This is a genomic window from Rivularia sp. PCC 7116, assembly GCF_000316665.1.
Classification (GTDB): Bacteria; Cyanobacteriota; Cyanobacteriia; order Cyanobacteriales; family Nostocaceae; genus Rivularia.
Window position 1 is genome coordinate 4,428,505 of record NC_019678.1, and the last position, 23,100, is coordinate 4,451,604.

A 23,100-nucleotide genomic window follows, 5' to 3' on the forward strand; every position below is an offset into this window, starting at 1 on the left:
TAGACGGTGAATCTAGTTGGGGGTGTCGGTTTGGGTCCCCCAAACTACTCCCTTCCCGGTAAAAGATTACCTAAGTGATTGAGGGAGGGAGTGAGAGAGGGAGAGAGTGAGGGAGAAATTTTTATAGGAAATCTTAGAGCGGGATAGGAGTAGTGTTCGCGGAGCGTCTCCCGGAGGGAGATACCCGGAGGGGCTTTGTTTAAGTAGCCTCACTCTATAAGAGTGTTAGCGGAGCGTGTCTGTAAGGACATGGGCGATTGAGCGCAGCCTCATACAGAATTGGTATGACTACCCACAACTCCTAACCATTAATGACTGCTGCGATTCGAGCCTGTACAACTTTGTCAGATTCTTGTTTTAATGCTTGTTGTAAAGCTGTATTGGCTGCGGGGGTAGCAATTTCTTGTAAAGAAACCGCAGCAGCATAACGCAAACCCCAATCTTGGGGAGTAGTTAAAGCCCAAGTTAACTTTTCTAAAGCACGCTGAAGAATTTCTGGGTTGTTTGAGGTGCTGCCGATAAGCCCAAGCCCTCTTGCTGCGATGCGGCGCACGTTCCCTTGGCAATGATTGGCAACTTCCGTACCCACAACTTCAGCTAGCAAATCCACGGCTTCAGGATTAGCAATTTGAGCCAATGCCTGAACTATATATGCTTGTAAACTTTGGTCGGTAGAATTATAAAAAGCGTCAATCAACGGTTGTACTGTTGTAGGAACAGATTGAACTAACTTTTTAACGGCAGCAGAGCTAACATTAGGATTATGATGTTTTAAAGATTCAATGAAAGCATTTATTTTTAAAACATCTGAAGATTCGGTATTCATAGAAAATTTAGTAGTTAGTAGTTAAAAGTTAGGTGTTAAGGAAAAAACTAAGTTCTTTTGATGAAAGTAACGATTTTCCGGGATGATATCAGCAATAAACTAGGGTTTTCAAAATATTGCAAGATGTAACGAGTTAATACCATTTGCTTGTAAAGCTGCGACAATTAAAATGTAAGCAGGTTCGGCTTTGTTTGGGTAGCTATGCTTTAGAGTAAGGGCTATTTAGCGCAACCCCATATAGCATTCTTACAAAAATAAAAATCTAAAACTAGAATTTTAATCTCAATGCCCTACATTCAATTCCGAATCAACTTTAAAGTTGAATTAATAAATCATCAATTGATTTAAAAATTAACTGTGATGTTTCTGTTTCGTTGGTATCGCTATCTATCAAAGTTTCTAAAATTCGCTTCAGATTTAGCAGCTTTAAACTATTAGGAACTTTGGCACTGAGAATAGCTTCTACTGCCTGACGGTGTGCAACTGCACCTAAATCGAAAATTGCAGCCCAACGCACGTACATATTTTCATGATTGAGGTATTTGAGAATGCGATTAAGATATTGTGGCTGTTGAGTCAAAACATAAAAATATCGCGCTGCCGCACACTGTACTCTTTCAGAAGAATCATTTAAATAAGGTCTAATTAAAGAATCGGCTGCATCTACTTTTAAAGTTGCTAATGCTTCAATCAAAGCCTCATATGGCTGTTTTTGATTGGATTGCATCATCTCTAATAGAGGATTTACAGCCCTTCTATCGCCAATAGCAGCTAAAGCTTGAATTGCTGCTTCTCGCAAGCGAAAATCATCGCAATCGCAAGCTTTGATTAATGATTCGACAGCTTGAGGATTCTTTAATTGTCCTAATGCTCGTGCAGCTTGACGACGAAGGGGATATCCTCCCGAAGGGATGCGGTAGCGCTCATCAAACAAAGCTTCACATAAAGCCGCACAACTTTCTTGCACTTGATGCTTTCCCAACCACCATGCAGCATAATAGCGAATTTGATTATCTTCACTTTGCAAAGCTGTTTGTGCCGCTTCCGCAGAAAAGATTGGTTCGTTAGAGTAAGTAGCAGTCATAAAAATTGGTAATTGGTAATTGAGAAATGGGGAATTGGTAATTTGGCATAGGGAATTGGTAATTGGTAATTGGGATTGGGAATTAAGAATTGAAAATGGCGAGGGAATATCTTGCTCCCACTACAAGTAATTTACAAATCTTTCTCTTTTTTCATCTATAGCGATTTTCATGCTTAGTAGAATACATGCTTGTGGAATAGGCATCCTTGCCCATCTGAATTCCAACAATTTTTTTGTATTAAATTCAACCCAAAAGCGCTATATTACCCATTACCTATTACCTATTACCTATTACCTATTACCCATTACCAATCCCCCTTCAGATTCTAAGCTTGTGAAATTTTGGTTATCTTACCACCGCGCTTGTGAATTTCTTGGTATGTTTCAGAAAGACGGTTGTAAGGTACGGTATAAACTTGTCTGCTGCGACGTACTGCTACTTTGGTATTGCGTCCACCTGCTATGACTTCAATCACAAACATTCGATTGTCTCCTCTAATTGCGGAGCTAATTAAGGTTGGTGCTGTTGATGTAAAGCTTGAAGATGGAGAAGTTGGCGGTATAATCATGTTCGCTTGGTTTTTGGAAATTTGTCCGCGCAAGCGTGAATTTTTACCACCGTATTGGGCGTTATCGCTGTTACTAAATCCTCTATGTAATGCAAATATGCGGTTATAGCCTACGGTTTTCATGCCGGGAATTGAGCTAAATCCACGGTAGTAAGGAACGGTATAATTTCCGAAGGCGTTTTCGTATTCCGAGCTATAGATATATGATTCAATATCTGCATCGTAGCCATTAGAGGCGTAGAGATCTGTATGATAAGCGATTTCTGATTGATCGTAAGGAGCACGTCCAAGCAAGTGCTTGTAGTTTAATTCAATAAACCTTACCTGTGAATTACTTTGAAAAAAGCATTCTTTGTAAAAATCAGATTTTGCTAAGGTTTCTATAAACTGCCGCACGGTTGTCTTACCGTCACGTAACAAAGACTCGGCACTAGTAAATTTCTCACTAGCATATACTCCTTGACGACCGAAAATATGGGTGTAAGCAGCTTTAAAGACTAGCTGTAAATCGTCTTCACTCCAGTATTGACGCAGTTCTACTTTATTCTCAACTGCATCTCTAATTGCTAATCTATCTGCAACCGAACTAGTCATATTTACAATTCTTCCTTTTTCTTACGGGTTTTTTATTGAGCGTAGAGAATTAATTTTCTTAGAGAGTTTTTCTTGGAGACATCTTCTTGGAGGATGTTTGAAAAGATTGTTTTTAATACAATTCTTGGATTATCCCCCTTCACCCCTTATCCTCAGCTACCGCGTACACACATCTCATAAAATTTCCCTAAATGCTGCTTTTAAAAGAGGATTTATTGACTTTTTGCAATTAATTGAGGCTCTGCCTCTAATACTTTGACAGAAGGCAGAGCTTCCCCCAAATTTTTTCCAAACCTGAAGCTGTAAACAAGTTTGGGTATGGATTTCTTCTTAAAAAGTCCGCTATTTAGGCTTATACAAGGAAACCTGATTTCTAGAAATTATGAAGCAATATCCGCTTTCTTAATCTCGAAGAAACCAGGTTTTCAGTGTTTCACAATCGGAGCTTAGGGATAAATAAGCAGGGTTGTCTTAACTCAAGACTCTTAACTCAAAACTCTTAACTTAATGCATTAATTGCATAGTTGATGTAAATGTTGGCTTCTCCAGCAACATCTCCACTCAAGCCATGATTATCGCGGACAAATTCTAAAGCAGCTACATACCAGCTAGGAGATAGACCTAGAGCGGCATTCAATTCGCTTAATCCAGCAACAACATATTCATCTAAAGGACCAGTACCGCCAACTACACAGCAATAGCTGATAGTGCGTAAGTAGTGGTCAATATCGCGCACGCACTTGTTTTTGCCTTCGGTGGTAGATGCGTATTGTGGTCCCTGCATTTGGGTGGTGTAGGGAAACTTTTGGTATACGTGATTTGCTGCTGCTTCTGCCCATTTTTGACCATTCTGCGAAAACGCTTTGGCTGCTTCTAGACCTGCTTTTGCGCGGTTAAAACGACCGAATACACCTTGCATTTCGGTGTTGCTTAAGTAAGAGCCGCGAACGTCTGCGGTTGATATTGCTTCAGTCAAAGGTGTTTTCATAATTCAAGTATTCCTCTATTCCGGTAAAGTTTGTAAAAAAATCTGCGTGTATTTTTCGACTACACAAGCTATGGCGATTTGTCGTTACGAATGACTATAAATCGCTCTCAAGAAAAGTGTTATTCAGACTAAGTCTATTAGACTACAGCAGAAGCAGCACGGTCAAAGTAGCTTCCTAGTTCAGACATTAATTGACTGCAATCACCTTTGGTAATGTTGTTAGAATCATTAGCAATTTGGATAGCAGAATCTTTCATTTTTTGGATTCCTGAAGCCACAGCATCACCAGGGGTACCCAAAGCCTGATAAGTTTCTCTCAAACCGTTCAAGCAACGGTCATCCATTGCGCTGGTATCTCCGGAAAGTACGGAATAGGTAACGTAACGAAGAATGAATCCCATATCGCGAATACAAGCAGCTTGATTGCGGTTGTGGAAACAAGCACCACCTGCATTAAAGATTTGCGGACGCTCTGCAACTAAACCACGGTAAGCGTTTGCCACTATCGAAGAAGCGTTACTGCTGAGTCTGTTAACTATATCTAAACGCTTATTGCTATCAGCAACCATTGCTGATAATCCATTGATTTCATCGCTACTCAGGTAAGAACCTTTCTTATCAGCTTGTTCAACAACTTTAGAAAAAGCATCAAGCATTTTTAATTATCTCCTCAAGTTTATTGCAGCTATTTCAAGCTTTTTTATTGACTTTAAATCGGTTTATAGCAGTTAAATTTTCCAGCAAAAAATTAGCCAATATCTGGTAACTTTTGCGCTCTAACGAATAGTTAACTGCGCTGCCTCGTGCAAATCAGTCGTCCAGAAAGACTTTAATTTTTTGCTTAATTTGTAATTGCTTTTAAAACCTTGTTCGTATTGTATATATGGCTTGAACTTTTTTTTGATTAAGTTTATTAACAAAAAAAAATATCCGTCTAATTTGCTCTAACTTCTTATATGCAAGGCTTTGAAGGTCATACTTTCTAAAAACCCTTTACATTCAGATACCTTTCTTTACTCGGATTTACACTTGCTTTTTGCTGCAAATAATTTATTAAAAAATATAACTTGTATTTTTATTTATTAAGTAAATACTTGCAGGCAACTATTGTTAAGTCTAAAGGACTTACGCTATAGCGATTTTGAGTTGAGTGAAGTGGATAATTAAACCTCACCCCTTCCCCTCTCGTTAATAAGGAGAGGGGTTTAAACAGGACAGGGTTAGGTTAAAGCTGATTACATACAAGCGAAATTCGCTATATTTTAAATCAAAGCCTCTGGCTGAATAAATATTTCCCAGATTGACTACTGGTAATAGATTTTGAGGAGTATGCCGTCAGTTATTTGCAAATATACAGAATATAATCTTAAATTGACAACTTCATGACGTTCAAAGTACTAAAAATAACTTTTTTTTTCTTCAGTATCTATCAAAATATATAGTTAAGATTGGATTATGCTAATATCCGACGAAAATCCTGCTGTTACCGGGATTATTGCTAAAATTTCCAATTAATACAATATTTGGAAAATAATTGATTTATGTAAAGATGAATTCTAAAACTTAGAAAAATAATTGATATTTTTTTATTTTTTCTAAATTAGCTAGCGTCGTCTCAGAACTTGTAATAAAGTCGAAAGCACTTGAGGAAGAGGTGCAATAACTTCAACTAAATTGTTAGTTACCGGATGTTTTAACTGAAGTTTCCAAGCGTGTAAAGCTTGTCCAGGTAAGTTCACTCCTACCGAACGATTGGAACTATAAACAGAATCTCCGACGATGGGATGACCTATTTGAGCGCTATGGACGCGAATTTGATGAGTACGTCCAGTTTCTAGCTGAAAGTGCATTAATGTATAATTTCCCAGTCGCTCTTTGATTTGCCAGTGAGTTACGGCTTCTCTTCCACCCTTCTCCACCGGGACAACTGCCATTTTTTTGCGTTCTTTTGGATGGCGACCTATAGGTAAATTTATGGTGCCTTCTGGTTGCTTAGTTGCACCATATACTACACCAAGATATTCTCTGCGGGCTGTTTTAGCTTTTAGTTGCGCTTGTAAGCTGTGATGGGCTAATTCTGTTTTAGCGATCGCAATTGCTCCGGTGGTATCTTTATCAAGTCTATGAACAATTCCGGGACGTTGAACGCCGCCAATTCCTGGTAAATTAGGGCAATGAGCTAAAACTGCATTAACCAAAGTTCCATTTGGATGCCCTGGAGCCGGATGAACTACTAAACCGGCTGGTTTATTTAAAATAAGTATTTGCTCGTCTTCATACAGAATATCTAAAGGTATATTTTCCGGCTGTAATTCTAAAGGCTGGGCTGTTGGTATTTCTAAAACAATCAAATCTCCCTGCTTGAGAGAATTTTTTTTGGAGTTACAAATTTCACCATTAAGTTTGACATGCCCTTGTTCAATCAATTGTTGAATTCTCGAACGAGATAAATCAAGCTTTTTCCCAGAAAGATAACTATCCAAACGCGAACTATTTTGTTCTACTTCTAAAGAGATTGATTGACTTGATATCATGTTTAGCAATTTAGACGTAATATCATGTTCGGTTAAACAGCTATTATATCTGTGAAGGCTGGTAATGGGTAATGGGTAATTGTTAATAAACAACTATTAAAACCTCAAAGTAGTGCTTTGTATCAATTGTGAAGGGTATATAGTAATTCAAATATTTTCTACCCCATCTACCTCTTGTTCCCAGGAGCATCCTAATTATGCAAAAAGCCCGCAGACTAAAAGCCTGGGGCTAATAGTACCAAGCCCACCTCCGTGGGCTTCGTTTATGTAGCCGCACCCTTGCAGGGTGTCGGGTAAAATGTTTGTTCAAAATCGGGATGCTCCCCCTCTCCCTCTCTCCTTGACTCACCAGGCAATTTGAGTTTGGTGCAGTACCAGGCTTCTCGGAACTTTTGCAACCACTTTAATTGTCTTTAATAGCAATAACCATCAGTTGAAGACAGTTTTTTAGTTAGTAATGATACATTCCGAAAAATTTGATCGTAACTGATTGGGTTATTACTAATTCTTAATTGAGTTACACTAAAAGCAAAAATAATCGGTAATTTTATTTTATATTTGGTTAGCCAATGCTTCGTCAATATATCGAAATCAATGTATTTAATCGAATATTTAGAGGTGATATTTAAGCTGCTAAAACACAAAATTCAATATTTACGTATTAAGTAGCACTTCATTTTACAATCAGATTTATTTTAGAATGATTTATGTAAGGCTATTCAAGCATAATTTACAAAAAGCACCATTACCTATGTATTATTTTTTACTTCTATGTCATCACTAAATAATTTACTAGCGGTTGCAGTTAAACTGTTTCAGAATTCAAAAATTATTTTTAAATTTTAAAGTTTCCCTATATATTTCGGCTCAAAGTTACGCTATAAATTGTTCTACTATTTAAATAGGGGCAATATAAGGAACGCAAGATTTATCATACCAACTATCTTAGAAATTGATTTGACTGTTTATTAGACATTCCTTACTTTTTTTTATTTAGTCAAAGCACGCCTGTTAATAACTGGAAGCCAAGTTTATTCGATATGCAAAATAATCAATCATCTTTACAGCAACATCATCTGTTCGATTTTGGGGACGAATATCAAACAAAAGATATTCACTTAAACGATATTAACGATAATGATAACAATAACGATAATTATTTTAATCAAAATTATGCAGAGTTTGGCGTTAAAAATCAAGATTTAGATAATTCTACGCTAAACCTATCTCAACCTTATGAAGAGCCAGATGTTGATAATGGTTTATACGATAATCAAAATAATTTTTTAAATACGACGATTCATTATGATGATAACTATTATGAAGACGATGAAAATGAAATTCACTATCTGAACTTCATTAAAAAAGCAGAAATAGCAGTTTCTCAACAGAATGCTATAGAAAGCAAAAATCACCGTTATGGCGATTATCAACAAGAGGAAAATCTTAAGACTTATACAATAGTTTGTGTTGATGACAGTAGGGCAGTGGTAAATGCCATCAAAATGTATTTAGATGATAATCTATTTTGTGTAGTTGGTATCAACGATCCATTAAAAGCTCTAATGCAGGTTGTTCGTTTAAAACCCGATTTAATTTTATTAGATATAACCATGCCAACATTAGACGGGTATGAATTATGTTCTCTGTTGCGGAAACATTCTTCTTTGAAAGAAACACCGATAATTATGGTGACGGGGAAAAAAGGAATTATTAATAGAGTTAAAGCCAAAATGGTGAAAGCGTCGGATTACATTACCAAACCTTTTCAGAAAAAAGATTTACTGAAAGTGATTTTTAAATACATCGTGTAATTAGCTATCCGAGGTTATACGAAAGATACGAATAATAAAGTTGAAAAAGAAAACGGCAAGCATACTTTATTTTCCTCAGTGGTTATACTGTAATGCAGTTTGCTGAAGGTTAAGTGTATAACAGTACTGATAGTGTTATACAAAAGCTTTATGAAAAGTCATTACTCAAACTTCTGGTTAAGATTTGCAAAAATTATTAGTTACAGGTTTGCTTCGACAACATCTTTAACATTGCTGTGCTTCTCACCACTGATAATTAATATCACCACAGCCTCGGCACAAATAAGCGAAAATGCGGTAGTTCAAAAAACAGGTACTGTAAGCATCAAGGATATAGTATCTACCTTGATTCAAGTATTGCGGAGTGAAGATATGGAAGCCAGGGTTAATGCTGCGCGTGCATTAGGTGGAATGGGAACCCAAGCCAAGATAGCTGAGCCAGCTTTGATGGTAGCCTTAAATGATAGCGAGTCTAAAGTACGCTACACCGCCGCGACTGCTTTAGCAAATATTGGTGGGGATACCCAGTCTGCTTTGCCTGCGTTGCAGGAAGCTTTACAAAATGAATCGAAGTGGATTCGTAACGATGCTGCTTCGGCTTTGAGCAATGTTGCATTAAACATGCAAACACAGTCACGTGGTTTAGAAACAAAGGAATTAAATCAAGCAATTAAGGATTTAGAGAAGACATTAGAAGTTATGGGAAACTCGGATTATGAGATTTCCCCGCAAGTTGTGAAGTCTATTAATAATTCGTTGGATTATTTGAAGAGGGAAAGGTTGCGGGGGTAGTTGAGGTTTGGATTAGCCCTCACCCTCGAAGGGTGGAGCTACAATTACGAAGCCCACCTGCGTGGGCTAGATTATTTCTTGTGTTGTAAAAGGCGATTTAAACGAATAATTAGCCAAACAGATATACCAGAAGCTATACCTAATAACAAACTGTATTGAAATGCTTTTGTTTGATAAAAGGGAATGTCTTTACTTGGAGGTTGTTGAGCAATGATAACAGCCGATGTTAGCTGACTAGTTGCCAATCCTATTCCTAAAATAGCTACGGTATTGCTGAGGTTACGATCTTCTTTTGCTTGCTCTATTTCTACCATACCGCGAATGGTAGAGGTAACGTTTTCTAAGATTGCTAAATCTGGATTTAAGCTGAGATAATCTTTTTCTAGCTGTATTTTATATTTATCTTTGACTATTTTACTGAATGATTGTAAAAAATCTGCGTCAAAAAATTTATGTTCGCAGATGGTATCGTAGTTATATAGATTAACTTCTACCGTATGCTTTTGAATATCTAAGTCGTTAATATCTCTTACATAAGTAGATAAATTATTAGTATTAGTAAGTAAGTCATCTTTAAGCTCTTGCAGTCCTTTTTTTGATAAATCGGTAGTATTGGTTAAACTGCTACCGTATTTATTCATCAGTCGTAACTTTAATTTTCTACCGTTTTCATAAGCCCAAATCATTTTATGTCTGTATAAAAATAAGTCTCGCCAAGCTGTATAGTATTCTTCACCTATTTTATTAAAAGTTTGTTTATCGGGATAAAAAACAACTACAACATGACTGTTTTTTTCAATTCCTTCCCATTTGCGATCGCCACGCCACATTTCATATACTTGAGCGCCGAAAAATTCTCCTGCTTGATAATATTGATGTGGTTTACCAATAAGATTTTGATAGACATCGAAAGCTTCGTTTTCAGAAATTTGACTATTATTTGGAATTGTCCAACCAGACAACATCCAAGTTTGTCCAAAAAAGCCTTGTTTTGAAAGTTTACCAGCATCTAGATTATCAAGTTTAGGTAATAATCCTGGCTGTGATAAATATTTTTTATATTGATTAATAAAAGAGGAAAGTTGAGAGGATTCAACCTCTTTATCAATAGAGCAGCAATAATTTAGATAATATGCATCTTGAACTTGAACACGAAGATAACTTCCGTCTATTTTATTAGTATTGATTTCAAATTCTAAAAGTTCTTCATGAGCATCTTTTTTGACAGTAAAACCGTTTTCGAGCAGCTTTTTTTCCAAAGCATTCCAATAATCATCGTATCTAATTTTATCGGAATCTTCGATACGATTATAGAGAAATAAGTCTAGAGTCGGATACTGTACTTTTGTCATGAAGAAACTCGTTGAATTTTTAACTCTACAACGTATTTTTTAGCTTTGCGTTGAGGATTATCGGCTTGTAAAACTTCACCTGCTGCTTCTGGAATTACAGATTTTGTTCTATTATCTAAAGTTAAATTGTTATATTCCTCATCTTGACTATCATCAATTTCTCTAACTAACTTTCTATTGCGATTACGTTCTTTGGTTTGATATTCGCTTTGAATTTTTACTCGCGCCTGTTGATAAAGTTGATTGATAAAAGGATGTTCTGCCAATTTTACCAATTCGTCGATGGCAACAGTTGGTTGTGTTGAGAAAATAGCACCAACTTGATTAATTTGCTTTTGTAAATCTGCTGGTAACGGCGCATCTAATTCGGCTAAAGCTGTGATAAAAGCTTCGATTGTAATTTGTTGTAGATGGTTAAACATGGTATTTATCAGATAATCTAATTTTTAGCTCTCAATCACCCGCAGCCTAGAAGGCTGGGGCTATTGGAAACAAAGCCCACCTGCGTGGGCTGAATCGCATCTTTTTCATACAAAATTAATAGGCTGCGAAGGCAGCCTTTGTTATTGTAGCCCCAGGCTTCTAGTGCAAGGTGTAAATATTGAGTAACTCACTCAACTTTACCAGTTAAAATAAACCCAGCCCAATAATAAGGATGAGCGTAAATTTGCTCAAACGATGTTATTTTAGCTTTATCATTTTCAATAATAGATACTTCAGTTTTCAAATATTCCTTACATTGTGTTTCCTGCAATTTCTCACTTAAATCAAAATACCATTCCGCTAACTGTTTATAAGTAAGCTGACGCAACCATTTTTTAGCTTGTTTCAAGGCAATTGTTGGTGTATTACCTTGCTGCATTAACTGGTAAAATTGAATCATAAATAAAGCTGTAGAACGTTCGTCAACATTCCAAAGCGTGCTAAGAACATAGGTTGCGCCTTTGGCGAGAAATCCACTTGTTAAACCCACATATTCATCTACTAAACTATAGGTGCTGGTAATTCCCGTTTCGCAAGCAGAAAGACAAATTAATTCATATTGACTCAAGTCTAATTGTTGGTTATCAAAAATATCTCCTAAAGTTAATTTATCGGATTCTGCTAAAGCTAAAGCCGAATCTCTGGGGTTATCTGGTATGTGGTATCCATGTCCGCTAAAATGGAAATAACCGCTATTCTTTTGTAAAGCTGTAGTTAATGATTTTTGCGTAACTGTTTCAACTTCTAACTTATTGCAGCTTGGATATATTGTATTCAGAATGATAGATTCAATAGCATTAAAGACTAAATAATCATCCGTGACATTTAAGATTTGAGAAACTGGTTTTTTGATAACTGGAGCTTGTGCAAGTAGTTTTAAACCGATTTGAAAACTAGGTAAATATGTAATGTTGAAGCGCTGGGGAAATAAATAATCTAAAGGCAGTAAATGTAATTCTCGATGAGGAATTAAAATTAATTGTTCAATTCCTGCAAGTTGTTCTGTAATTCGGTTAATTTCTAAAATAGAAGATAAACTTTCAAGCAATCCCTTCATTTTCTTTCGCCAAGGGGCTATTTTTCGATTTATAGCTGTATAATCCTCTTGGCAGTACTCTTGATAATCTTGTTTCCACTCGTTTATCCAACTTTGAAAACTTTGCAATTGTTCGAGATATGCTTTTAATTCCTCTGAGTGCTGTGAGTTGCCAAAAAAGTTGAATGAAAATAGATTCTGCTTTTTTTTCTTTTTACTAGGTTGAGGAGATAAAACTATGGTTGGCTGATTGTGTTTAACAATGAAAGTAGTAATAGCATTAGGGCTGATGTGCCAGAAAATTGCTGCCGTTTTAGGATTAAGCAGTTTTTGCATATCTTGGTAAGTTATCTTCGGTGGTTGATAATCCCAATTTTCTTGCAACCAGCCAAGACAGGTATTTTTTCGTTTTTCCGCCAATTCTAAAGCAGCGATTTCCTTATTTGCATCTTTTGATTGAAGTTTAATATCTACTCGCAACTGATTGAAAGCAGCGTATCTATGCTCCAAGGTAATTTTCTTTCCTTGAGTGTCGCATTCTGCCACCATTTTCTCTAAACTTTGTGCGGCGGCTTCTATATATTTTTGAAATGCGCTTTCATCACCTAAAGTAGAACATACTTGCAGCAATTCTTGTAATACTTGTAAGTTAAGTTGGGGGAATTTCTCGAAAGTAAGGAAAGTTAAAGCTTTTTCGTAGCTGTCTTTTGCTGCAAGCCAGTTGGTGAAAGGTTCAGATTCTTTTGTCGCGTATTCAGATAAAGTTTCGCCTTTGTGACGATGTAATTCACCGCAGCCTTCTTCATAGTCAGGATTTGAGGGTTTCAGCGCCTTAGTGCCATTATCCCAGGTTGTTATGGCAGCTTTATAATCTCGGGAGTTAAGGAGTGCGATACCTCGATTACGCCAAGCTTTCCACTCTTGATAGTTTGTTAAGCTTAAGGCTTGATCAAAAGAGGCGATCGCATTTTTATATCTTGCTAAACTACCCAGCGCACTACCTCGGTTTAACCAGGCTATGTAATTATCAGGTTTGATTTCTATGGCTTTCTCAAATGAGCCAACCGCATCTTGATTCCTTTCTAAATGAAACAGCGCACTACCCCGATTTATCAAAGCACTGTAATTATCAGGTTTGATTTCTATTGCTTTATTATAAGCAGCAATTGCATCTTCATACCTTTCTAAACTAAGCAGCACATTACCATAATCAAACCAAGCATCGTAATCATCAGGTTTGATTTCTATGGCTTTTTCAAAAGAGGTAACTGCATCTTCATACTTTTCTAGATTATCCAGCGCAATACCCCGGTAAAGCCAAGCATCGTAATCATCAGGTTTGATTTCTATAGCTTTATCAAAAAAGGCAATCGCATTTTCATTTTGTTGTAATTTTTTACATAAAATAGCACCCATGTTTACCCAAGAATAGTAATCATCGGGTTTGATTTGTATAGCCTTGTCATAACAATCAATCGCATCTTCATACCTTTCTAAATTACCCAACACATAACCCCGGTTTAACCAAGCATAGTAATCATCAGGTTTAATTTCTATCGCTTTATCATAAGCAGCAACCGCATCTTCATATCTTCCCAACTCATCTAAAGCAAACCCCCTACCTCGCCAACCATCAGCATCTTCAGCTGTCAATGAAATAGCTTGCTGAAAATCCGCTTCTGCTTGCTGCGTTTTCTTCAATTTCTTATAAACCAAACCCCGCCGCGCTAATGCCAAAATATAATTCGGCTTAACTTCCAAAGCTTGATTGAGATATTCCACCGCTTGCTCATATCTTTCCAAGTGATAGCAAGCTAAACCCAAACCATACAACACCTCATGGTTTCGCGGTGCTTCTGCGGCTGCTTGTTGAAAAGTTTCTAAAGCCGCTGCGTAGTCTTCCTTATCAAGTTGTTGGTGCCCTTGCTCAATTAACGCTGCTGTACTAGGGTTTGGCGACATTTTTCAACACTCGTAACTGCTTGTTTGTAATTCTACTTAGATACAAGTCTTTGTATGAGATTTACAAGTATTTTAGAATACAAATTTAGGAAAAATCTATTTTTATTGGGTTGCAAGGATATATTAAGTTTTTACGTCGTGCTATTCATTTCACATCTTGCAACATTCGGAATAATTGCAGGCAGAGCTTAGGCTATTGACTTTGATAGAATTTTGACGATTTTCATTCGTACTGTTATTGTGTCAGCGTTATGGTGCGTTAGATGATGTATTTAAACTTTGCGTCTAAACAGATGGATTGTCGTGCATCTAACACACCCTACAAAGAATTTTTGGCGTTGCTGATTAAAAATATGAATAATAAATACACGCGAGCATCCTAATTTAATAAAAAGCCCACCTATGCCCTTCGGGCATAGGTGGGCTTTTTATGTATAGCCGCACCCTTATAGGGTGTCGGGTAAAGTATTTGTTCAAAATTGGGATGCTACCTAAAATGATAAAAAATATAAGTCACTACCAACTCAATCGCTAACAATTTTATTAATATATAAATATCCGGAAAAAAAGCAAAACAACTCCACCTAAATTATTTATTTATAAATATACAGATAAACTGTTATCGCTTCTACAGACAGAGTTTATTAAGTATAAGAACCCAAAAACAATAATTAATTATTTCTGAAAAAATATTTGCCATTCGCGATATTTGGTTTTAATATTAGCTTTACTTGCCAATAAAAACTTTCATACATCTTTTAATTTTTCTGCTACATTAGAGTAATCTAAAAGTTAGTAAGTTAGTTGCTTGTCATCTACCACCTAGCTGACGCTCTCTTTGCTGGTTATGCTGTCAGTTGGCGCTTCTTCAAAGTTAGATAATATCCAGGATGACGATTCTCGTAGAAAAATGGTGTTGTCGTGAATCGCTCGCTACCCATCGCTGCATAGTATTGCTACAAAGTTTCTTTTTGTTTGTAATTGTGCAAGTTCCAAAAATAGTTGCATCTACGGTATTAGCGAAAGATAGAGACAATACGTTTTAATGTTCTGTAGAAGAACAATTTTCAAAAACATTACCTGTTAATTGGTATGCGGCTCCTACATTCGCTATAACCAAAGTTATTTTTTTGCGGTATCTCTGTAGTAAATTAAAAGCCACAGAACATGAAAATCCTTCCTATTAATAGATATAGATTTTTTCAGCGAATACAGCCTGTTTCACTGCTAAAAAAAATTACTAATAAACCTGTTACTGGGTGTTTACAAGTTTTTACGACATCAGATTCTTGGTCATTTTATTTCGAGGATAGCAAGCTAATCTATGCTTCTTGTACGGATAAAATGTTTAATTTGCTTTATGACAAATTGCAACAGTATAGTCAGCAAATTCCCGCACTTGCTCAAAAAAAAGTTTATCAGCAGTTACGAGTCATATTTCAAAAAGGCATTGATAATCAAGCGATACTTAATCCGGATTATTTAGCTATTTGCTGGTTAGTTAATCAAAAGCTAATTACTCCGGCTCAAGCAAAGATTCTGATTAAAGAATTAGCTGCGGAAGTTTTAAGCTCTTTTCTGGCTGTTAAACAAGGGAGTTATGAATTTACGACTGAAAGTTTTATGCAGGAGATGCCGAAATTTTGCAGCCTAGATATGAATGTATTAATAGAAAACTGCGAAAATAAGTCAAAGAATCAAGAAAATGAAGTCAAACAAGCTATCACAACTCCACCTTCCCAATATTTGAATCAAGCACCATCAGAAACTAAGATACCCATTCAGCAACCTTTGCCGAAAGCAGGGATTAGTCAAGTCAACAACCAATCTACAAATAATTCTTATAACAGCCGTCAGCGTCTTTACAGACAAAATTACCAGAATTACCGTAAAAAAGTTTATACCATCGTCTGTATTGATGATAGCCCTACGGTACTGACAGCTATTGAATCTTTTTTGGATGAACAAATTTTTAGCGTTGTTGGTTTTAGCGAGCCTTTAAAAGCTTTGATGCAAATTCTACGCACCAATCCTGATTTGATTTTGCTAGATGTAGAAATGCCAAATTTAGATGGTTATGAATTATGTTCGCTTTTACGCAAGCATTCTTATTTCAAGGATGTACCCGTAATTATGGTAACGGGAAGAAAAGGTTTTATCGATAGAGCAAAAGCAAAAATGGTTCGAGCTAGCGGTTATTTAACAAAACCTTTCAATCAAAGCGAATTATTGAAGATAATTTTTCAGCATTTGATGTGAGCAGTTAACAGTGAGCAGTGAGCAGTGAGTAGTTAACAGTTTTTAAGTAAATTAAATTATCAATATTAATTATAAATACCCAATGCCCAATGCCCAATGCCCAATTACCAATTACCAATTACCAATTACCAATTACCCATTACCAATTACCAATTACCAATTACCAATTAAGGAGAATTTAATTTGATTACTTGTTCTTTAATTACTGTACTTATTGTTGAAGATTCTTTAAGTGAATTAGAGTTAATGAATCATTATCTTGATAATGGTGATTACAAAATTGTTAAATCTACCAGCGCACAAGAAGCTTTTGAGATAGCATTGAAAAACAATATTGATGCGATTGTGACTGATGTGGTAATGCCGGAAATGAGCGGCTTTGAATTATGCAGGCTGCTCAAAAAAAATCCCGTCACCCAAAAAATACCTATAATTATTTGCACTTCTAAAAATCAAGAAATTGATAAATTTTGGGGAATTAGGCAAGGTGCCAGTGCTTATTTGACAAAACCCTATACTCGCGAGCAGTTACTTAATACGATTCAATCAGTTTTTGCATAATTTTTAGATACCGGAAATCAGTTTTTATTACATATGAATGCATCTAATATCAAGCTACTAACCCAACCACAAAAAAACTTGGGCGATGGCTATCTTCAATTTGAGTTAAATCAAAATACTGCTGCTGTTTTGCTGGTAAACTTTATTCAAGAAGTAGCTGTATTACCTTTAGAAGCAATAACTTCGATTCCTAATACATCTGAGCCAATTTTGGGATTGATGAGTTGGCGAAATCGAATTATTTGGGTTGTTGATTTACCAAATATATTGGGTTTTGAATCGCAATTCTATAGAATGGGGCAGTGCAATATTATTGTGATTAGCCATCAAAAAGAAACTATCGGTTTAATGGTGCCAGAAATCCGAGGTACTGTAAGATTTAACTCTGGAGCTATTCAACCTCCTGACAGTCAAGATAGTCATATAGTTCCTTATTTAAATGGATGTATTTGGCATGAGAATGAATTAAATTTACTTTTGAATATACAAGCTATTTTAAAATCTTCATTTCTTCACGTTAAGTAATCTTTAATTGCACTTGGTAAATTACAGTACTAGCGAATCTCTTAAATAAATTTCTCTGTTTTTCGTTCCTCATTCCCTAATACAAAGATATTTATGTTGCTATAACTGCCAATTTTATCTGCAATATCAAGAGTTACAAGCCAATAGCATACAAGCATCCTGCAAAAATATTTGAGATGGTAGAATGATGAAGAAGCTGAAACAGAATCAAAACCAAAGAACAAAAAAAAATAGCATTTCGGAAGCAGAAATATCAAATTTTCCTCAATATCTTAATAATCAAGCCAAGCAATCGCCAAATTCTTTTTTTCAACGAGTTAATTCAGTTTTAAATCGGACTAGTTTAAACGGTAAAGCTGTAATGCTGTCTCTGGCTATTTGCAGTTTACCCACAGTCGGGATTACAGCATTATCTTATCATTTGGGTAATAAAATTATTTCGCCTGAAGTTGTTAGCAATGCCGATAATAATTCTTTAGAGCAGGTAGAAGCATCCCAAAGACAGTTACTATTAATGTTGCAATTGGGTACTTTAGCTGCTGCTTTGCTTGCGGGTATCAGTGCTGCAACTCTTGCTCGCCGTTTAGTTATACCTATTTATGCTGCTAATTTGGCGGTTAAAAAATTAGCGAATGGTAATCTTAATAGCCGCATTCCCATCAAAGGTAAAGATGAGTTTGCAGCTTTAAGTCGAAATGTAAATTTAATTGTCGAACAATTACAAGAGCTACTCTTTGAAGAAAGAGTCGAAAGCGAACAAGCTAAATTACTATCAGATACTATTATTTCAACTTCTCAATCTCTTAACCGCGAAGATTTATTCAATCGAACTGTAAAAGAAGTCAGACAAACTTTAGGGGCGCATCGAGTAGTTATTTATCATTGCAATGCTAATGGTGAAGGAGAAGTTATCGCTGAAGAAATCGCTCCTGGTTTACCTATCACTTTTGGAGAAAGTATAGAAGATATTTCTCTAGCTAAAGAACTTACCGAGATTTATACCAAATCCGAAGTTTTAGCTATTAATAATGTTGATGAAGCGGGGTTGAGCAGCGAACATTTGCAGTTAATGAAAAGCTTAAAAATTAAAGCAATTTTATTAACTCCTATTTTTCAGAATAACAAAATTTTCGGCTTTTTGATAGCGCATCATTGTTGGAATCCGCATTTTTGGCAGGCATTTGAAATCAACTTATTAAAACAATTAGCAATTCAAGTTGGTTTAAGTTTAGAAAAGTTGACAGGCTTAGAAAAAACTCAAGCCATTCAAGAATTAGCAATCAAATTATCTGAATCTTTTAATCATCAAGGAATTTGCGATGTAGCGGTTGAAAATATCCGCAAATCTTTAAAAGTTGAAAGAACGCTAATTTACAAATTCGATTCATCTGAAACAGAAAGTTTCATTGCTGAATCGAATAATATAGACTTAGCTCCAGCTTTAGGTAACAAATTTGATTTTTCTGAATTCAAGGTCGATGGTATTATTGCAATTAACGATATTTACCAAGGTGGTTTACCACAGCCGTTAGTCAAACAGTTAGAAGCATTAAACATCAAATCGACGTTAATTGTACCTTTAAATCAAGACGAAAGATTATTTGGTTATTTAATAGCTGCTCAATCTTCCCAAACTCATCTTTGGCAACAATCAGAAATACAGTTATTTGAAGAATCGGCTGTAATTATCAACAAAGCTTTAGTGCGAGTCAATAATCTTTTTGAAGTTCAACAGTTGTCGCAACAGCAACCTGATAAAAAAGATGTATTGCAACAGCAAATTCTTCAGTTAATTGAAACTATTGAAGCAGTCAGTGACGGTGATTTAACCGTGCGTGCGGAAGTTACTTCTGGAGAAATTGGTACTGTCGCAGATTTTTTCAACTCTATCATCGAAAACTTGCGCGAAATTGTCACCCAAGTTAAGCTGACAGCCACCGAAGTTAACAGCGCCATCGCCAGTGATGGAAGTGCAATTAATCAGTTGAGCATCGACGCTAACGAGCAAGCTTTGGAAATTAATCGCACTTTAGAAGCAGTGCAAGAAATGAGGGCTTCAATTAAGTCGATTGCCAAAGGTGCAAGAAAAGCTGCCAATGTCGCTAGCAAGGCTTTTCATACTGCTCAAGATGGTGGTGCGGCGATGGATTTAACGGTAGAAAACATTCATTATCTCCGGGAAACCATCGGCGATACTGCGAAAAAAGTCAAACTGCTAGGGGAATCTTCTCAGAAAATTTCTCATGTAGTGTCATTGATAAACCAGATAGCCATGCAAACCAACTTGCTAGCTATCAACGCTGGAATTGAAGCCACCCGAGCCGGAGAGCAAGGGCAAGGTTTTGCTGTAGTCGCAGAAGAAGTAGCTGCTTTGTCAAATCGCAGCAGCGATGCAACCGCAGAGATTGAAGATATTGTAGCCAGCATTCAGCGAGAAACCAGCGAAGTAGTCAAAGCGATGGAATTAGGGATTACCCAAGTAGTAGAAGAAACTCGTTTAATTGAAGACACCAAAGAAAGCTTAAACGAAATTCTTGACGTTAGCAATCAAATTGACGGCTTAGTTGAATCAATTTCTGCCGCTACAGTTATTCAAGTTAAAACTTCTAAACAAGTTACTAATTTAATGAAAGAAATTGCCAAGATATCAGAAAATACCGGAAGCTCTTCTCAAGAAATTTCTTTATCTTTACAGAAAACCGTAGATATTTCTCAAAAATTAGCCGCTAGTGTAGATGCTTTTAAAGTCAGTTAACAGTGAACAGTTATTAGTTAACAGTAGCAAGTAGCTAGTTAATAATTTTCTACCCCCTGCTCCCGCGCTCCCCTCACTCTCCCCCCTGCCCATCTCCAGTGCCCCATTTCCAATAACATGTCTTCACAAAAAGAATTAGAAATAAAAATGCAGTTTCTAGAGGAAGCTACCGAGCATATTGACACTCTAGAAAATGTTATTGTTGAAGCTCAGAGTAATCGTAAAATTGACTTACAAAAAGTCAATGCTGCACTCAGAGCCGCCCATTCAATCAAAGGTGGTGCGGCAATTATGGGGTTTCATCCTTTAAGTAATTTATCTCATCTGCTGGAAGATTCTTTCAAAGTTTTAAAAACTAGCAAAAATACTTTAGAAATTGATAGCTCTCTACAAAGTTTACTGCTGTCTGCAATTGATTGGCTGCGGCAAATTGTAGAATCTATTTCAGTAGGGCATGATGTTAATGAAGAGTGGATAACTACTTTTTGCTACCCAGTATTTGAAGAATTACGCAAGATATTGGGAGAACCTACTCCGGAAGATGCAATGACAATTCTTTCTCCGGAAGACAATCCACAAGAAATTACATCTTTATTATTTAAAACAGAAGTTGAAAGTTATTTACAACGTTTGGAATCTTTATTAAAACAACAAGATGCTTCTGTGCTGCGGGAAGAGATGATAACGATGTCTTCTCAATTGGGTGGCTTGGGGGAAATGCTGCAAATTTCGGCTTTTACCAAACTTTGCGAGTCAATAATTAAAAGCTTATCTACTGCGGTTTCTGATGCGGAAGTTAAAGAAATTGCTAATTTAGGGCTGCAATCCTGGCGAAATACTCAAGCTTTATTGCTTGCAGGTAAAGTAGATAATTTACCTACTACAATTAACGATAATAAAGCAGAAAATTCTCATCCAATTAAAATTAGTCAAGAATTAGATATAGTAAATAATTTTGCTCCGAATTTAGAAGAAATTATCCAAACAAAACCAGAATTTAGCCCCGTAAATAAAAGAGATAATCAAGAACATACAGTCAGGGTTCCCAGCAAGCAACTCGAACAAATCAACGATCTATTTGGCGAGCTAACAATCGGACGCAATACTTTAAAATTACAGTTAGAGAGAATCAGTAAATTAATTCGTAACCTTTCTATCCGCTTAAAAACTCTCGAACGTGAAAATCACGAACTGCGTTTATCTTACGAAAAATTTTCCTTACAGTTATCTACCTTAAAGCCAAAATATTATCAAATTCAAAAAAACTGGGAATGGCACCCCACAGAAAATATTTCCGGTAATAACAATAAATTTGATGTTTTAGAATTAGAACGCTATAGCCAACTGCATACACTGTCTCAAACAGTGATGGAAAATATAGTTAAAATTCAAGAAATTACCGGCGATATAACTCTTAATTTAGAAGATACAGAACAAGTAAACCATCTCCTCAATAGAACATCGAGAAAAATTCAAAACTCTCTAACTAAAGTTCGGATGCGCCCCCTTTCCGAAATATTAGAGCGCTTACCCAGAGCTTTGAAGAATTTGAATGCAGAATACGGTAAGAACGTTCGTTTACAAATCGAAGGCGCAAATATCTTGATGGAGCGGGGTATATTAGAAGCCTTAAACGAACCTTTGATGCATTTGCTGAGAAACGCTTTCGATCATGGAATCGAAGATAATCAAACTAGAATCGCAGTCGGAAAAGCACAACAAGGGCTAATCGAAATCAAAACGATTCATAAAGGCGATCGCACCATTATCACCATCAGCGACGACGGCAACGGCATACCCATAGACAAAATTCGCAATCGGGCACAAAAGATGGGTTTAGACGCTCAGATGTTAGCGAATGCCAGCGACGACGATTTATTCAGTCTGATTTTTGAACCGGGATTTAGTACATCCGAGCAAGTCACGACATTATCCGGGCGCGGTGTTGGTATGGACGTTGTTCGTAACAATCTCGAACTGATCAATGGAGAAATAACAGTTGATTCTATCTCTGGCAAAGGAACTACTTTTACTCTATCAGTACCCTTTACACTCTCTGTTGCCAGAATTGTTTTAGTAGAAACTAGCGGTATACCCTTAGCCTTTCCTACCGATGCAATACAAGAAATATGCCTATTAGAAAATCAGCAGATTCTACCAGGTTCAAATGGTGAATTTATTAACTGGCACGATTCCTTAGTAGAGTTAGTTGATATCAGTAATTATCTACATTTCAATAATATTCGTTCTACATCATCAATCCAAGAAATTCCACCGAGAATAGAAGATAAGGTAGTATTAATTATCAGCACTGGCAATAAATTAATTGCAATCAAAGCAGACCGCTGTTGGGACGAACAAGAAGTAGCTATTCGTCGAGTCGAAGGCAGTATTCCTTTACCAGAAGGCTTTAACAACTGCACGATTCTAGATAACGGTCGTATTGTTCCCTTAGTAAGTCCAGCACAACTATTAAGTTTAATTGCCAAAAAAGATACTCTAAATTTAAACTCCCAACCTTTATCTTCAACTTCATTTATATCACCTAAAAACCGTAAAAATTCTATATTAATAGTTGACGATTCAGTCAACGTGCGCCGCTTTTTAGCACTAACCCTTGAAAGAGCCGGATACTTTGTAGAACAAGCAAAAGATGGACAAGAGGCACTGATAAAATTGCAAAGTGGCTTAGAAGTAGAAAGCATAATTTGCGACATCGAAATGCCCCGTCTCGACGGTTACAACTTTCTCATCCGACTCAAGTCTCAAGAAAATCTGCAAAAGATTCCCGTTATTATGTTGAGCTCGCGCACCACCGGAAAATATCGCCAGCTAGCAATGCAGTTAGGGGCAGCAGTGTATTTAACCAAACCCTACAACGAGCATGAATTATTGCAGACATTGAAACAAGTGGTTAGTGAGGACAACTGACATACTTGTTTTAATCTATACTTAGTATTTGCTTG

At 36.4% G+C, this 23,100-nt stretch carries 17 protein-coding genes; 8 read left to right on the top strand and 9 right to left on the bottom strand.

Features of this window, described 5'->3' with window-relative positions; all coding sequences use genetic code 11:
* Positions 1–301: 301 nt before the first annotated feature.
* From RIV7116_RS17235 to RIV7116_RS17260, 6 genes are all read right to left on the bottom strand, one after another.
* On the bottom strand, positions 302–826 hold the full coding sequence (locus RIV7116_RS17235) for a HEAT repeat domain-containing protein (protein ID WP_015119584.1): 525 nt from the start codon (positions 824–826) through the stop codon (positions 302–304).
* Between the two features lie 313 nt (positions 827–1,139).
* On the bottom strand, positions 1,140–1,910 hold the full coding sequence (locus tag RIV7116_RS17240; protein WP_044291010.1) for a HEAT repeat domain-containing protein: 771 nt from the start codon (positions 1,908–1,910) through the stop codon (positions 1,140–1,142).
* Between the two features lie 326 nt (positions 1,911–2,236).
* Entirely contained in the window at positions 2,237–3,073 is an 837-nt protein-coding gene (locus tag RIV7116_RS17245) for a phycobilisome linker polypeptide (RefSeq protein ID WP_015119585.1), read from the bottom strand.
* Between the two features lie 499 nt (positions 3,074–3,572).
* On the bottom strand, positions 3,573–4,061 hold the full coding sequence (locus RIV7116_RS17250) for a phycobilisome protein (protein WP_015119586.1): 489 nt from the start codon (positions 4,059–4,061) through the stop codon (positions 3,573–3,575).
* A 137-nt stretch (positions 4,062–4,198) separates the two neighbouring features.
* A complete protein-coding gene (locus RIV7116_RS17255; RefSeq protein ID WP_015119587.1) occupies positions 4,199–4,717 on the bottom strand; it encodes a phycobilisome protein in 519 nt (172 codons plus the stop codon).
* Between the two features lie 948 nt (positions 4,718–5,665).
* The gene (locus RIV7116_RS17260) at positions 5,666–6,595 is read right to left on the bottom strand and encodes an RluA family pseudouridine synthase (protein WP_015119588.1); all 930 of its coding nucleotides are present in this window, start codon (positions 6,593–6,595) and stop codon (positions 5,666–5,668) included.
* A 1,040-nt stretch (positions 6,596–7,635) separates the two neighbouring features.
* Between RIV7116_RS17260 and RIV7116_RS37645 the strand changes: the two genes are divergently transcribed.
* Both RIV7116_RS37645 and RIV7116_RS17270 read left to right on the top strand, forming a co-directional pair.
* The gene (locus RIV7116_RS37645) at positions 7,636–8,409 is read left to right on the top strand and encodes a response regulator (RefSeq protein WP_015119589.1); all 774 of its coding nucleotides are present in this window, start codon (positions 7,636–7,638) and stop codon (positions 8,407–8,409) included.
* Positions 8,410–8,559: 150 nt separating this feature from the next.
* Positions 8,560–9,201 carry a HEAT repeat domain-containing protein gene (locus RIV7116_RS17270; protein ID WP_015119590.1) on the top strand — a complete coding sequence of 214 codons (642 nt, stop codon included), beginning with the start codon at positions 8,560–8,562 and terminating at the stop codon, positions 9,199–9,201.
* 71 nt (positions 9,202–9,272) lie between these two features.
* Here the strand turns inward: RIV7116_RS17270 and RIV7116_RS17275 are convergent, their stop codons facing one another.
* The 3 genes from RIV7116_RS17275 to RIV7116_RS17285 form a co-directional block, all read right to left on the bottom strand.
* The gene (locus RIV7116_RS17275; protein WP_015119591.1) at positions 9,273–10,553 is read right to left on the bottom strand and encodes a hypothetical protein; all 1,281 of its coding nucleotides are present in this window, start codon (positions 10,551–10,553) and stop codon (positions 9,273–9,275) included.
* Positions 10,550–10,975, bottom strand: a complete 426-nt coding sequence (locus tag RIV7116_RS17280) for a hypothetical protein (protein WP_015119592.1) — start codon at positions 10,973–10,975, stop codon at positions 10,550–10,552. Before RIV7116_RS17280 ends, RIV7116_RS17275 begins: the two co-directional genes overlap by 4 nt.
* 188 nt (positions 10,976–11,163) lie before the next feature.
* Positions 11,164–14,034 carry a CHAT domain-containing protein gene (locus tag RIV7116_RS17285; protein ID WP_015119593.1) on the bottom strand — a complete coding sequence of 957 codons (2,871 nt, stop codon included), beginning with the start codon at positions 14,032–14,034 and terminating at the stop codon, positions 11,164–11,166.
* Positions 14,035–14,924: 890 nt separating this feature from the next.
* Between RIV7116_RS17285 and RIV7116_RS35890 the strand changes: the two genes are divergently transcribed.
* The 6 genes from RIV7116_RS35890 to RIV7116_RS17310 all read left to right on the top strand — a co-directional run bounded on the left by RIV7116_RS35890 (position 14,925) and on the right by RIV7116_RS17310 (position 23,065).
* Entirely contained in the window at positions 14,925–15,080 is a 156-nt protein-coding gene (locus RIV7116_RS35890) for a hypothetical protein (protein ID WP_157229295.1), read from the top strand.
* Positions 15,081–15,201: 121 nt separating this feature from the next.
* Entirely contained in the window at positions 15,202–16,293 is a 1,092-nt protein-coding gene (locus RIV7116_RS17290) for a response regulator (protein ID WP_015119594.1), read from the top strand.
* A 183-nt stretch (positions 16,294–16,476) separates the two neighbouring features.
* Positions 16,477–16,854 carry a PleD family two-component system response regulator gene (locus RIV7116_RS17295; protein ID WP_015119595.1) on the top strand — a complete coding sequence of 126 codons (378 nt, stop codon included), beginning with the start codon at positions 16,477–16,479 and terminating at the stop codon, positions 16,852–16,854.
* Positions 16,855–16,887: 33 nt separating this feature from the next.
* Positions 16,888–17,379, top strand: coding sequence for a chemotaxis protein CheW (locus RIV7116_RS17300; protein WP_015119596.1), 492 nt, complete (start codon positions 16,888–16,890; stop codon positions 17,377–17,379).
* A 184-nt stretch (positions 17,380–17,563) separates the two neighbouring features.
* On the top strand, positions 17,564–20,134 hold the full coding sequence (locus RIV7116_RS17305) for a methyl-accepting chemotaxis protein (RefSeq protein WP_015119597.1): 2,571 nt from the start codon (positions 17,564–17,566) through the stop codon (positions 20,132–20,134).
* A gap of 117 nt (positions 20,135–20,251) precedes the next feature.
* Entirely contained in the window at positions 20,252–23,065 is a 2,814-nt protein-coding gene (locus RIV7116_RS17310; protein ID WP_015119598.1) for a hybrid sensor histidine kinase/response regulator, read from the top strand.
* Positions 23,066–23,100: the final 35 nt, after the last annotated feature.

Bases quoted from the DNA above. Each gene is read 5' to 3' on its own strand.
- RIV7116_RS17310 (WP_015119598.1), top strand. From the start codon at position 20,252: ATGTCTTCACAAAAAGAATTAGAAATAAAAATGCAGTTTCTAGAGGAA.
- RIV7116_RS17250 (WP_015119586.1), bottom strand. From the start codon at position 4,061: ATGAAAACACCTTTGACTGAAGCAATATCAACCGCAGACGTTCGCGGC.
- RIV7116_RS17300 (WP_015119596.1), top strand. From the start codon at position 16,888: ATGAATGCATCTAATATCAAGCTACTAACCCAACCACAAAAAAACTTG.
- RIV7116_RS17255 (WP_015119587.1), bottom strand. From the start codon at position 4,717: ATGCTTGATGCTTTTTCTAAAGTTGTTGAACAAGCTGATAAGAAAGGT.
- RIV7116_RS17260 (WP_015119588.1), bottom strand. From the start codon at position 6,595: ATGATATCAAGTCAATCAATCTCTTTAGAAGTAGAACAAAATAGTTCG.
- RIV7116_RS17280 (WP_015119592.1), bottom strand. From the start codon at position 10,975: ATGTTTAACCATCTACAACAAATTACAATCGAAGCTTTTATCACAGCT.
- RIV7116_RS17305 (WP_015119597.1), top strand. From the start codon at position 17,564: ATGATGAAGAAGCTGAAACAGAATCAAAACCAAAGAACAAAAAAAAAT.
- RIV7116_RS17275 (WP_015119591.1), bottom strand. From the start codon at position 10,553: ATGACAAAAGTACAGTATCCGACTCTAGACTTATTTCTCTATAATCGT.
- RIV7116_RS17240 (WP_044291010.1), bottom strand. From the start codon at position 1,910: ATGACTGCTACTTACTCTAACGAACCAATCTTTTCTGCGGAAGCGGCA.
- RIV7116_RS17270 (WP_015119590.1), top strand. From the start codon at position 8,560: ATGAAAAGTCATTACTCAAACTTCTGGTTAAGATTTGCAAAAATTATT.
- RIV7116_RS17285 (WP_015119593.1), bottom strand. From the start codon at position 14,034: ATGTCGCCAAACCCTAGTACAGCAGCGTTAATTGAGCAAGGGCACCAA.
- RIV7116_RS17290 (WP_015119594.1), top strand. From the start codon at position 15,202: ATGAAAATCCTTCCTATTAATAGATATAGATTTTTTCAGCGAATACAG.
- RIV7116_RS17235 (WP_015119584.1), bottom strand. From the start codon at position 826: ATGAATACCGAATCTTCAGATGTTTTAAAAATAAATGCTTTCATTGAA.
- RIV7116_RS35890 (WP_157229295.1), top strand. From the start codon at position 14,925: ATGACGATTCTCGTAGAAAAATGGTGTTGTCGTGAATCGCTCGCTACC.
- RIV7116_RS17245 (WP_015119585.1), bottom strand. From the start codon at position 3,073: ATGACTAGTTCGGTTGCAGATAGATTAGCAATTAGAGATGCAGTTGAG.
- RIV7116_RS37645 (WP_015119589.1), top strand. From the start codon at position 7,636: ATGCAAAATAATCAATCATCTTTACAGCAACATCATCTGTTCGATTTT.